Raw genomic sequence first — 12,608 nt, forward strand, 5'->3', positions numbered from 1 at the left:
CATCCGTAGATCTGAGGACGGTTCAGGTGTATTTTCAGCCTCCCCATGGCGCCTCCGGCGCCTACCCCCCGAAGCAGGGCATGTACAACCCGGCGTTCGAGAAGGACGCGTGCGGCCTCGCCATGGTCGCGACCCTGCGCGGTGAGGCGGGCCACGACATCATCGCGCTCGCCCTGGAGGCGCTGCGCAACCTCGAGCACCGCGGAGCCATCGGCTCCGACGCGGGCACCGGAGACGGCGCCGGCATCCTGACGCAGATGCCCGACGCGTTCCTCCGTGCCGTGACCGACTTCGAGCTGCCGCCGGTGGGGGAGTACGCCGCCGGCCTGGCCTTCCTGCCGCGCGACTCGAGCGTCCGCCGCGAGCAGAAGGCGGGCATCGAGAAGATCGCCAGGTCCGAGGGTCTCCGCGTGCTCGGCTGGCGCGAGGTGCCCACCGCCAACGAGCACCTCGGCAAGCTCGCCGATGAGGCCCGCCCCGCGTTCGAGCAGCTCTTCGTCAGCGCCGGCGGCGCATCGCACTCCGACGCGCCGCTCACGGGCATCGCCCTCGACCGGGTCGCCTACCGTCTGCGCAAGCGCGCGGGTCACGAGCTCGGCGCCTACTTCGTCACGCTCTCGGCCCGCACGCTCGGGTACAAAGGCATGGTCACGACGCTGCAGCTGGAGCCGTTCTACCCCGACCTGCAGGACGAGCGGTTCATGTCGGAGCTCGCCGTCGTGCACTCGCGCTACTCGACGAACACGTTCCCGTCGTGGCCGCTCGCGCAGCCGCTGCGCATGCTCGCGCACAACGGCGAGATCAACACCGTCGGCGGCAACCGCAACTGGATGCGCGCTCGTCAGTCGCAGCTGGAGTCCGAGCTGCTCGGCGACGTCTCACCCCTGCTGCCCATCTGCACCGACGGCGCGAGCGACTCCGCGTCGTTCGACGAGGTCCTCGAGCTCCTGACCCTCACCGGTCGGAGCCTGCCCCACGCGATCATGATGATGGTGCCGGAGGCCTACGAGAAGCAGTCGGACATCTCGCCCGAGCTGCGTGCCTTCTACGAGTACCACTCCAACCAGATGGAGCCCTGGGACGGCCCCGCCGCCCTCATCTTCACCGACGGCACGCTCGTCGGAGCGACCCTCGACCGCAACGGACTGCGCCCGGGACGCTGGACCGAGACGACCGACGGTCTGATCGTCATCGGCTCCGAGACCGGAGTGCTCACCTTCGAGCCCGAGCGCATCAAGCGCCGCGGACGCCTGCAGCCCGGCAAGATGTTCCTCGTCGACACCGCGCAGCAGCGCATCATCGAGGACGAGGAGATCAAGCACGACCTCGCCACGATGCACCCGTGGCAGGAATGGCTGGATGCCGGAGCCGTCCGCCTCGCGGACCTCCCGGAGCGGGAGCACATCGTGCATCCGCCGGCATCGATCACCCGTCGCCAGCGCACCTTCGGCTACACGGAGGAAGAGGTCCGCGTCCTCCTCACTCCGATGGGCCAGCACGGCGTCGAGCCGCTGGGCGCGATGGGATCCGACACGCCGATCGCGGTGCTGAGCAAGCGTCCGCGTCTGCTCTTCGACTACTTCACGCAGCAGTTCGCGCAGGTGACCAACCCGCCGCTCGACTCGATCCGCGAAGAGGTCGTCACGAGCCTCAAGCTCGGTCTCGGCCCCGAGAGCAACCTGCTCAGCTGGGGTCCCGACCACACGCGTACGGTGTCGCTCGACTTCCCGGTCATCGACAACGACGAGCTCGCGAAGATCCGCCACATCGACAAGGCGCTGCCCGACCGCTCGAGCGTGACGATCAAGGGCCTGTACCACTTCGACGTCGGTTCCAACACGCTCGAGAAGCGTCTCACCGAGATGTGCGACGAGGTCGACGAGGCGATCGCGAGCGGCGCGGAGTTCATCATCCTGTCCGACCGCGATTCGAACAAGGACCTCACGCCGATCCCGTCGCTCCTCATGGTCTCGGCAGTGCACCACCACCTGATCCGCCGCGAGAATCGCATGAAGGTCGGTCTGATCGTCGAAGCCGGCGACGTGCGCGAGGTCCACCACGTGGCCACCCTCATCGGCTACGGCGCCTCGGCCATCAACCCCTATCTCGCGATGGAGACGGTCGAGCACCTCGTCCGCACCGGATACATCACCGGCATCAGCCCCGAGAAGGCCGTCAAGAACCTGATCTACGCGCTCGGCAAGGGCGTGCTGAAGATCATGTCGAAGATGGGCATCTCGACCGTGTCGTCGTACGCTGGCGCGCAGGTCTTCGAGGCGGTCGGGCTGAGCGAGGAGTTCATCGACAAGTACTTCACGCGCACGGAGTCGAAGCTCGGCGGAATCGGCATCGAGGAGATCTTCGCCGAGAACCAGGCCCGTCACGACTACGCCTATCCCGAGGATGCCGCGGCTCGCGCCCACGAGCGGCTCTGGAGCGGCGGCGAGTACCAGTGGCGTCGCGACGGCTCGCCGCACCTCTTCAACCCGGAGACGGTGTTCAAGCTGCAGCACTCCACGCGTGAGCGTCGGTACGACATCTTCCGTCAGTACACCAGGCTCGTCGACGATCAGGCCGCCGAGCTGAAGACGCTGCGCGGTCTGTTCGCCCTGCGCACCGGCACACGCAAGCCGGTGCCGATCGACGAGGTCGAGCCCGTCTCGGCGATCGTCAAGCGCTTCTCGACCGGAGCGATGAGCTACGGCTCGATCTCCAAGGAAGCCCACGAGACCCTCGCGATCGCGATGAACCGCCTCGGCGGCAAGTCGAACACGGGCGAGGGCGGCGAAGACGTCGACCGGCTCATGGATCCCGAGCGCCGCAGCGCGATCAAGCAGGTCGCCTCCGGACGCTTCGGCGTCACGAGCCTCTACCTCACCGAGGCGGACGACATCCAGATCAAGCTCGCGCAGGGCGCCAAGCCCGGTGAGGGCGGACAGCTGCCGCCGCAGAAGGTGTATCCGTGGGTGGCTCGCACCCGCGGCGGGACGCCGGGCGTCGGGCTCATCTCGCCGCCCCCTCACCATGACATCTACTCGATCGAAGACCTCAAGCAGCTGATCTTCGACCTGAAGCGGGCTAACCCCGAGGCGCGCATCCACACCAAGCTCGTGAGCCAGTCCGGCATCGGCGCGGTGTCGGCGGGCGTGGCGAAGGCGCTCAGCGACGTCATCCTCGTCTCGGGTCATGACGGAGGGACGGGCGCGAGCCCGATGAACTCGCTCAAGCACGCGGGTACGCCCTGGGAGCTCGGCCTGGCCGAGACGCAGCAGACCCTCATGCTGAACGGCATGCGCGACCGCGTGGTCGTGCAGGTCGACGGGCAGCTGAAGACCGGTCGCGACGTCATCATCGGCGCTCTGCTGGGCGCCGAGGAGTTCGGCTTCGCCACAGCCCCGCTCGTCGTGAGCGGCTGCATCATGATGCGCGTGTGTCACCTCGACACGTGCCCCGTGGGCGTCGCGACGCAGAATCCCGTGCTGCGCGAGCGGTTCACCGGCAAGCCCGAGTTCGTCGTCAACTTCATGGAGTTCATCGCGGAAGAGGTGCGTGAGATCCTCGCCGAGCTCGGCTTCCGCTCGCTCGACGAGATCATCGGACGCGCCGAGCTGCTCGAGGTCGACGCGGCCGTCGAGCACTGGAAGGCGGAGGGTCTCGACCTGAGCCCGGTGCTCGAGGGTCCGGCGTTCCCTGCGAGCGAGCCGCGCCGCAGCCGCCGCACGCAGGATCACGAGCTCGACAAGCACTTCGACGTACAGCTGATCGACATCGCGGGACCCGCTCTGCTGAACGGCGAGCCCGTGGTGGCCGAACTGCCCATCGCGAACACCGAGCGCGCGGTCGGCACGATGCTCGGCCACCAGGTCACGTCCCGCCACGGCGCCGACGGACTGCCGCGCGGAACGATCGACGTCACGCTGCACGGCACGGCCGGTCAGTCCCTCGGAGCATTCCTGCCGTCGGGTATCGTGCTCCGTCTCGAGGGAGACGCGAACGACTATGTCGGCAAGGGCCTCTCCGGCGGCGACATCACGATCCGCCCGCCGCGCGGGTCGAGGATCGCGCCGCACGAGAACGTGATCGCGGGCAACGTCATCGGCTACGGCGCCACCGCAGGGACCATGTTCCTGTCCGGTGTCGTCGGCGAGCGGTTCCTGGTGCGCAACTCCGGTGCGACGGCCGTCGTCGAGGGCGTCGGAGACCACGCGCTCGAGTACATGACGGGCGGCGTCGCGGTGATCCTCGGTACGACGGGGCGGAACCTCGGTGCCGGCATGTCCGGAGGAGTGGCGTACATCCGGTCGCTCGACACCGGCAAGATCAACGCGCAGTCCCTCGGCAGCGGCGAGCTGCTGCTCGAGCCCCTCGACCGGGCCGATCTCGAGGTGCTGCGCAGCCTGATCGCCGAGCACGTGGAGCGCACGGCATCGCCGCTCGGCTCCGACATCCTGGCGCGGTTCGACGAGATCGCCGGCCAGTTCACGAAGGTGCTCCCGCGTGACTACGCCGCGGTGCGGAGCATGCGCGAGGAAGCAGTCGCCGAGGGCATCGACCCTGACGGCGACGTCGTCTGGAACCGGATCCTGGAGGTGACCGGTGGCTGATCCCAAGGGTTTTCTGAAGGTCACGGAGCGCGAGGTGCCCGCGCGGCGCCCCGTCCCCGTGCGCATCATGGACTGGAAAGAGGTCTATGAGGCGGGCGATCAGGCGGTGCTCAAGCGCCAGGCCGGCCGCTGCATGGACTGCGGCGTGCCGTTCTGCCATCAGGGCTGCCCGCTCGGCAACCTGATCCCGGAGTGGAACGACCTCACGTGGCGCGGCGAGGGTCGCGCGGCCATCGATCGCCTGCACGCGACGAACAACTTCCCGGAGTTCACGGGCCGTCTGTGCCCTGCGCCCTGCGAGAGCTCGTGCGTGCTGGGGATCAACCAGCCCGCGGTGACGATCAAGCAGATCGAGGTCTCGATCATCGACGAGGCCTTCGCCAAGGGCTGGGTCGAGCCGCAGCCGCCCGCGCGCCTCACCGGCAAGACGGTCGCCGTCGTCGGATCGGGCCCCGCGGGGCTCGCCGCTGCGCAGCAGCTCACCCGCGCCGGACACACGGTCGCGGTCTTCGAGCGCGACGACCGCATCGGCGGCCTGCTCCGCTACGGCATCCCCGACTTCAAGATGGAGAAGGGACAGTTGGAGGCCCGTCTGCGTCAGATGCAGGAGGAGGGCACCCGCTTCCGCGCCGGCGTCGAGATCGGCAAGGACATCTCGTGGGCCGACCTGCGGGCCCGCTACGACGCGGTCGTGATCGCCACCGGCGCGACGGTTCCCCGTGACCTCGCGATCCCCGGACGCGACCTCGACGGCGTGCACTTCGCCATGGAGTACCTCGTCGAGTCCAACCACGCGGTCGCCGGCGACAAGGTCCCCGAGCAGATCACGGCCGAGGGCAAGCACGTCATCGTCATCGGCGGCGGTGACACCGGTGCGGACTGCATCGGCACCGCGCACCGGCAGGGCGCTCTCAGCGTGACCAACCTCGCGATCGGCGTGCAGCCGGGCACCGAGCGCCCCGCGCACCAGCCTTGGCCTATGATGCCGACGATCTTCGAGGTCTCGTCCGCGCACGAGGAGGGCGGTGAGCGCGTCTTCCTCGCGTCGACCGTCGAGTTCCTCGCGAACGAGGTCGGCGAGGTCCGCGCGCTGCGCGTGGCCGAGACGGAGTACGTCGACGGTCGTCGCGTACCCAAGAGCGGCACCGAGCGCGAGATCCCCGCGGACCTGGTGCTCATCGCCATGGGCTTCACCGGGCCCGAGCAGGACGGCTACACGGACGACACCCGCCCGCAGCTGACCGACCGGGGAGCGTTCCAGCGCGACGAGGGCTACGAGTCCAGCATCCCCGGCGTGTTCGTCGCCGGCGATGCGGGTCGTGGCCAGTCGCTCATCGTATGGGCGATCGCCGAGGGCCGTGCGGCCGCGGCGAACGTCGACCGCTTCCTGATGGGCGAGACCGTGCTGCCGGAGCCGGTGGGCCCGCATCAGGTCGCGATCGGTCTCGCTCACGCGTAGGCTGAGCCAGGCACCGTCGCCCGATTTTTATCCCCCTTCCCCCTGGAGAATCTGTTGAGACGCGCGAAAATCGTCGCCACCCTGGGCCCCGCAACTTCCACCTATGAGACCGTGCGTGCACTCATCGACGCCGGCGTGGACGTCGCCCGCCTGAACCTCAGCCACGGCGACTACTCCGTGCACGAGAACAACTACGCCAACGTGCGTCGTGCCGCGGAGGACGCCGGTCGTGCCGTCGCGATCCTCGTCGACCTGCAGGGTCCGAAGATCCGTCTCGGCCGCTTCGAGGACGGCCCCTACGAGCTCGCGGTGGGCGACACGTTCAAGATCACCACCGAGGACATCATCGGGAACCGCGAGATCTGCGGCACGACCTTCAAGGGCCTGCCTCAGGACGTGAAGCCCGGAGACTTCCTGCTCATCGACGACGGCAAGGTCCGGGTCGAGGTCGTCGACACCGACGGTGTCACCGTCACGACCCGTGTCGTGGTCGCCGGAGCGGTCTCGAACAACAAGGGCATCAACCTGCCCGGCGTCGCGGTCAACGTCCCCGCGCTCAGCGAGAAGGACGAGGACGACCTTCGTTGGGGCCTGCGCACCGGCGCCGACCTCATCGCCCTGTCGTTCGTGCGCAACGCCGCCGACGTCACCCGAGTGCACGAGATCATGGCGGAGGAGGGCGTCCGCGTCCCCGTCATCGCCAAGGTCGAGAAGCCGCAGGCGGTCGACGCGCTCGAGGAGATCGTGGACGCATTCGACGCCATCATGGTCGCCCGTGGCGACCTGGGCGTCGAGCTTCCCCTCGAGGCGGTGCCGATCGTGCAGAAGCGCGCCGTCGAGCTCGCCCGCCGCATGGCCAAGCCGGTCATCGTCGCGACGCAGATGCTCGAGTCGATGATCAACAGCCCCGTGCCCACGCGTGCCGAGACCTCCGACGTCGCGAACGCCGTGCTCGACGGCGCGGATGCCGTGATGCTCTCGGGCGAGACCAGTGTCGGCGACTACCCTGTGGTCGTCGTCGAGACCATGGCTCGCATCATCGAGTCCACCGAGGAGCACGGTCTCGAGCGCATCGCTCCGCTCACGGCCAAGCCCCGCACGCAGGGTGGTGCGATCACGCTCGCGGCCCTCGAGGTCGCGGAGTTCGTCGACGCCAAGTTCCTGTGCGTCTTCACGCAGTCGGGCGACTCGGCTCGTCGCCTGTCGCGGCTGCGCTCGCGCATCCCGATGCTGGCCTTCACCCCCGAGCCCGACATCCGGCGCCGCATGGCGCTCACCTGGGGCATCCAGTCGACGCTCGTCGACATGGTGCAGCACACCGACCTCATGTACCTGCAGGTCGACGACTACCTCCTCTCCCACGGCCTCGCCGAAGAGGGCGACAAGGTCGTCGTGATCTCCGGATCCCCTCCCGGGATCGTCGGGTCGACCAACGACATCCGCGTGCACAAGGTCGGAGACGCCGTCAACGGCGCGGCTCCGATCTACAAGGAAGCCACGGTCTGACCGCATCGATCGGTCGAGAAGGGGCGGGACTGCGGTCCCGCCCCTTCGTCGTCCGTGAACGCAGGGTGCCGTTGTCAAGGCTTCGCGGCCCGACGCGCGCGGGGCTAGCCTGAAGGGTATGAGCACAGCCCGCCAGCGGGTCGTCATCGGTGGGCAGGCGCTCCGGTTCGAGACGTGCGGCCCCGCCTCCGAGCAGACGTACGTCCTCGTCCACGGCATCGGCATGTCGCACCGGTACTTCGCGCCGTTGCGCGACGCACTCAGTCGGAGCGGTCGTGTGGTGACCGTGGACCTCCCCGGTTTCGGTGGGCTTCCGATGCCGCGCGACGATCTCGACGTCCCGGCGATGGGCTGCATCCTCGCGGGCGCGCTCCGCGCTCTCGATCTGAGCCGAGTCGTGCTCGTCGGGCATTCGATGGGCGTGCAGTGGGCGCTGGAGGCGGCACGGGCGGATCCCACGCGTGTGGAGGGCCTCGTCCTGATCGGCCCGGTGGTCGACGCAGCGCATCGCTCGCTCCTCGCGCAAGCCGCCGCCCTCGCCGTCGACACCGTTCGAGAGGCCCCGGCCCCCAACGCCCTCGTCTTCTCCGACTACCTGCGCTGCGGACCCCGCTGGTACCTCACGCAGGCCCGCCACATGACGTCGTACGACACAGAGGCGGCCGTCGTCCGAGCGACGCAGCCGACGCTGCTGGTACGCGGAAACCGGGACCCCGTCGCCGGAGAGCAGTGGGTCCGGCGACTGCGCGCCGCCGCGGGTGACGCTCAGCTCGTCGAGATCGCCGACCAGCCGCACAACGTGCAGTACTCCGCCGCGTTGGCGGTCGCGGACGCCATCGAGCGCTTCGCACGGCCCCTGGGCGGGCTCGTGGCGCCTGAGAGGCCCGTCAAGGGGAGGGCGACATCGACGCGCTGAAGCGGCTGGCATGGTGGATCGCCGACTACGCGTACGCGGTGGTCTGGCAGGTGCGCGCCGCCCTCGACCGCACCGATCCGCGCGGTTTCACCGACGGCTCGGGTGTGCCGATCGTGATCCTGCCCGGCGTCTACGAGACGTGGCGCTTCATGCAGCCGATGATCGCCGCCCTGCACGGGAGAGGACACCCCGTCCACGTGCTCGACGCGTGGAGGCACAACAGGCGGCCAGTGGCCGATGCGGCCGAGATCCTGACCCGATTCCTGGAGGACAACGCGATGACCGACGTCGTCCTGGTCGCGCACAGCAAGGGGGGACTGGCGGGGAAGACAGCGATGACCGGTCGTGCGGGTTCTCGGATCCGCGGCATGGTCGCCGTCTCGACGCCCTTCCGCGGTTCCCGTTACGCCCGATGGATGCCGGTGCGCGGCCTCCGCGCGCTCGCCCCCACTCACCCGTCGATCCTCGCGCTCGCGCGTCACCTCGACGTGGACTCGCGGATCGTCTCGGTCTATCCCCGGTTCGACCCGCACATCCCCGAGGGGAGCGAGCTCGTCGGCGCGCTCCGGAACGTGCGGCTCGACACCGGCGGGCATTTCCGGGTGCTGGCGGATCCGCGCGTGATCGCGGAGATCGCAGCCATGGCTGAACGCTGACGGATGCCGATCACCGACAGGTCGAGGCCGGCGGATCGCCTGCACTGACCGCCGCCAGCCAGACGAGCATGTCCGGCAACGAGGCGTATGCCGCGAGTCCATGGTTCACGCCGGAATAGCGGTGGAAGCTCACCCTCGTGTCCTGCGCGCACAGGAGGGCCACGTAGTCATCGGTCGCCGAGGGCTTCACGAGCTCGTCGGCGAGCCCCTGACCCACGAACACCGGGACACGGATCGGGGACGAGCCCGCACTGTTCTCGTGGAGAAGCGTCTTCCACGGCTCGGTGGTGGCGGGATCACCCGTCACGTAGCGTCCGATGAGCGGATCCGCGATCGCGTGGATCTCCTCGTTCTGCGACAGGAGGCACATCTCGGCCATCTGCGGCGTGGCCGACGCCCCGCCGGGAGTGAGGATCGCCGCCAGCTCACCGGCGTCGTATCGCTCGGAGTACGCGTCTTCGTAGGCGGGGATGGCGTACGAGGCGATCGTGACCCCGGACACGTTCACGATGTCGTCGCTCATGAGCTCCGTGAGATCGGCTGCGGGAGCCGCGACCGCCACACCGCGCACCGTCAGTTCGGGGGCGTACTCATCGGCTCGTTCCGCGGCGAACAGCACGGCCTGCCCACCCTGCGAGTGCCCCCACAGGATCACGTCCGTCCCGATGCGGGCGGCGTCGATCGCATGCGCCGCCCGAACCGCGTCGAGCACGCTGTTCGCCTCGGGAATGCCGAGCAGGTAGGAGGATGCGGCGGGGACGCCGAGTCCGGGATAGTCCGCAGCGACCACGGCGTAGCCCTCCAGCAGGAACTCATGCAGACCCTCGATGAGCTGGAAGGGATCGACATCGAGCGACGGCGCGCACTGCGTCGCGGCTCCTGTCGTCGGGTGACCCCAGGCGATGACCGGACGTCCGTCCACGGGTGCTGGTGCGTCCGGCACGATGACGACGGCCGAGGCGGCCACGTCAGACCCCGCGAGATCACGCGTGCGGTAGATGACCCGCCACGCCGACGAGCCCAGCGGGGCGCTGTCGATGCCCTCGACGCGCACGATCGATCCCGGCGCTCCGGGCGGCAGCGGATGAGGGACTCGATAGAACGTCCGGTCGCCGACGAGGTCGGCCTCTCCCTCGATGTGGCGACGGATCGCGTCAACGGCGAGGACGCTTCCGATCACCATTATGAGCAGCACGGCGATGACGAGGCCTCGCCGACGATGTCTGGTGCGTCTCCAGATGTCGGCGGATGGGCGATCACGCATGGACCCTGTCTAACGCATACGCGCCTCAGAACACAGAGCCCCCCGCACGATGCGCGACCCGCGTGGTGCCGGCGGTGGGACTCGAACCCACACGCCCTCTCGGACAAAGCATTTTGAGTGCTCCGCGTCTGCCATTCCGCCACGCCGGCCCGTGTGTCGCGTCTACGACTGTATCGCAGCCCGCCTGCACAGACGTGCGACCTTCGGGGTCGCTCGGGTGACTCTCCACTAGGATGGAGGGCGTGACAGAGCAAGAACAGCCTGAGCAGCCCACGGCATCTGCCCCCCGACGCGTCGTCGTCGCCGAGGACGAGTCGCTGATCCGTCTCGACATCGTCGAGATCCTCCGCGACAACGGCTTCGATGTCGTCGGCGAGGCCGGAGACGGTGAGACGGCCGTGGCTCTCGCCACCGAGCTGCGCCCCGACCTCGTCATCATGGACGTGAAGATGCCCCAGCTCGACGGCATCAGCGCTGCCGAGAAGCTGCACAAGGGCAACATCGCCCCGGTGGTCCTGCTCACCGCCTTCAGTCAGAAGGAACTCGTGGAGCGCGCGAGCGAGGCCGGCGCGCTGGCGTACGTCGTGAAGCCGTTCACGCCGAACGACCTGCTTCCCGCCATCGAGATCGCTCTCGCTCGTCACGAGCAGATCATCACGCTCGAGGCCGAGGTCGCCGACATGGTCGAGCGCTTCGAGACGCGCAAGCTCGTCGATCGGGCGAAGGGTCTCCTGAACGAGAAGATGGGTCTCTCCGAGCCCGAGGCCTTCCGGTGGATCCAGAAGGCCTCGATGGATCGTCGCCTCACGATGCAGGACGTCGCGAAGGCGATCATCGAGCAGCTCGCTCCGAAGAAGTAGACGGTGCTCCGGCTCGACGCGGACCACGTCCTGCGTCTCGTCCAGCCGGGGGACGGTGCGGCTCTCGCGCGCGCGTACACGGCGAATCGAGACCATCTCGCAGCCTGGGAGCCGGTGCGCAGCGATGAGTTCTACACAGCGGCGTGGCAGGAACAGCACGTCGACCAGTGCCTCGCCGATGCCGACTCCGGGCGCGGCTACCGTTTCGTGATCCTCTCCGGCGACGGCGAGATCCGCGGACGCATGAACCTCAACAACGTCGTACGGGGCGCTTTCCGCAGCGCCGACGTGGGCTACTGGGTCGATGCCTCTCGGCTGCGGCGCGGGCTCGGCGGGCACGGTGTCGCCGCACTCGTCCGGTTCGCTGAGCGGGATCTGGCGCTGCATCGGCTGCAGGCGGCCACCCTGCTCGACAACACCGCGTCTCAACACGTGCTCACCCGGGCGGGGTTCTCGGTGATCGGGATGGCGCCGCAGTACCTGCACATCGCGGGGGAGTGGCGAGATCACCGCCTGTTCCAGCGGATCCTCCCGTGAGGACCTCTCCTCCACGGACCGCCATCGCGGGATTCTGCCCACAGTTCCCGGTCGGAGGACGCCGCAGCAGCGGGGTCGCGTCTATCGTCGGCTCATGCCCATGACACACGCGCAGCTGGAGCGCCTCACCGAGCAGAACTCGAACGACATCATCGCCATCTACGACATGATCGTCGGCATCACCGCCAAGCTCGAGGAGCACGACGCGCGGTTCGAGGCGATCGACGCGCGACTGGACGGAATCGACGCGCGACTGGACGGGATCGACGGTCGGCTGGACGGGATCGACGGTCGGCTGGACAGCCTGACCGGGTTGGTCGGTGAGATCCTGACGATTCTCACGGAGCGAGCGGATGTCAGGCCGGCGCGTCCTTGATCATGTTGGTGATCCTGATGGTGGAGCATCGACGTCCCTGATCGTCCGTGACGACGATCTCGTGCACCGTGATGCTGCGCCCGAGGTGCACCGGAGTGCAGACGCCGGTGACCACACCGGACGTCGCCGACCGCGTGTGGGTGGCATTGATGTCGACGCCGACTGCGAGGCGACCGGGACCGGCGTGCAGATTCGCGGCCATGGAACCCAGCGACTCCCCGAGAACCACATAGGCGCCGCCGTGCATCAGACCGACGGGCTGGGTGTTGCCCTCGACCGGCATGGTCGCGACGCACCGCTGGGTGCTGAACTCGAGGAACTCCATCCCCATCTTCTCGGCGAGGGCCCCCATGCCTCGAGCGGACGCCCAATCGAGTCCCTGACTGGTCGCGGTGCTCTCGCTCATGGATCCTCCTCAGCGGGTGTCTGT

General features: G+C 68.6%; 10 protein-coding genes and 1 tRNA gene. 8 read left to right on the forward strand and 3 right to left on the reverse strand.

The window, feature by feature from the left end:
• Positions 1–80: 80 nt before the first annotated feature.
• From gltB to MRBLWO14_RS18130, 5 genes are all read left to right on the forward strand, one after another.
• The gene (gene gltB / locus MRBLWO14_RS18110) at positions 81–4,604 is read left to right on the forward strand and encodes a glutamate synthase large subunit (RefSeq protein ID WP_341936233.1); all 4,524 of its coding nucleotides are present in this window, start codon (positions 81–83) and stop codon (positions 4,602–4,604) included.
• A complete protein-coding gene (locus MRBLWO14_RS18115; protein WP_341934441.1) occupies positions 4,597–6,063 on the forward strand; it encodes a glutamate synthase subunit beta in 1,467 nt (488 codons plus the stop codon). The genes gltB and MRBLWO14_RS18115 overlap by 8 nt, the downstream gene beginning before the upstream one ends.
• Positions 6,064–6,117: 54 nt before the next feature.
• Positions 6,118–7,569, forward strand: coding sequence for a pyruvate kinase (pyk, locus tag MRBLWO14_RS18120; RefSeq protein WP_341934442.1), 1,452 nt, complete (start codon positions 6,118–6,120; stop codon positions 7,567–7,569).
• 118 nt (positions 7,570–7,687) lie between these two features.
• Positions 7,688–8,485, forward strand: coding sequence for an alpha/beta hydrolase (locus tag MRBLWO14_RS18125; RefSeq protein ID WP_341934443.1), 798 nt, complete (start codon positions 7,688–7,690; stop codon positions 8,483–8,485).
• Between the two features lie 38 nt (positions 8,486–8,523).
• Positions 8,524–9,141: an alpha/beta hydrolase gene (locus MRBLWO14_RS18130; protein ID WP_341934444.1), complete on the forward strand. Its 618-nt coding sequence runs from the start codon at positions 8,524–8,526 to the stop codon at positions 9,139–9,141.
• Positions 9,142–9,151: 10 nt separating this feature from the next.
• Here the strand turns inward: MRBLWO14_RS18130 and MRBLWO14_RS18135 are convergent, their stop codons facing one another.
• Both MRBLWO14_RS18135 and MRBLWO14_RS18140 read right to left on the reverse strand, forming a co-directional pair.
• Positions 9,152–10,405, reverse strand: a complete 1,254-nt coding sequence (locus MRBLWO14_RS18135) for an alpha/beta fold hydrolase (RefSeq protein ID WP_341934445.1) — start codon at positions 10,403–10,405, stop codon at positions 9,152–9,154.
• Between the two features lie 63 nt (positions 10,406–10,468).
• A tRNA-Leu gene (locus tag MRBLWO14_RS18140) sits at positions 10,469–10,554 on the reverse strand.
• Between the two features lie 84 nt (positions 10,555–10,638).
• On the opposite strand from MRBLWO14_RS18140, the gene MRBLWO14_RS18145 reads away from it, so the two are divergent.
• The 3 genes from MRBLWO14_RS18145 to MRBLWO14_RS18155 all read left to right on the forward strand — a co-directional run bounded on the left by MRBLWO14_RS18145 (position 10,639) and on the right by MRBLWO14_RS18155 (position 12,178).
• Complete coding sequence (locus MRBLWO14_RS18145) at positions 10,639–11,265, forward strand: response regulator (protein ID WP_341934446.1); 627 nt, start codon at positions 10,639–10,641, stop codon at positions 11,263–11,265.
• Positions 11,266–11,268: 3 nt separating this feature from the next.
• Positions 11,269–11,802: a GNAT family N-acetyltransferase gene (locus MRBLWO14_RS18150; RefSeq protein WP_341934447.1), complete on the forward strand. Its 534-nt coding sequence runs from the start codon at positions 11,269–11,271 to the stop codon at positions 11,800–11,802.
• A gap of 94 nt (positions 11,803–11,896) precedes the next feature.
• On the forward strand, positions 11,897–12,178 hold the full coding sequence (locus MRBLWO14_RS18155; RefSeq protein WP_341934448.1) for a hypothetical protein: 282 nt from the start codon (positions 11,897–11,899) through the stop codon (positions 12,176–12,178).
• Here the strand turns inward: MRBLWO14_RS18155 and MRBLWO14_RS18160 are convergent.
• On the reverse strand, positions 12,159–12,584 hold the full coding sequence (locus MRBLWO14_RS18160) for a hotdog fold thioesterase (protein WP_341934449.1): 426 nt from the start codon (positions 12,582–12,584) through the stop codon (positions 12,159–12,161). The genes MRBLWO14_RS18155 and MRBLWO14_RS18160 overlap by 20 nt on opposite strands.
• Positions 12,585–12,608 lie beyond the last annotated feature (24 nt).

Source organism: Microbacterium sp. LWO14-1.2 (genome assembly GCF_038397715.1).
Lineage (GTDB): Bacteria > Actinomycetota > Actinomycetes > Actinomycetales > Microbacteriaceae > Microbacterium.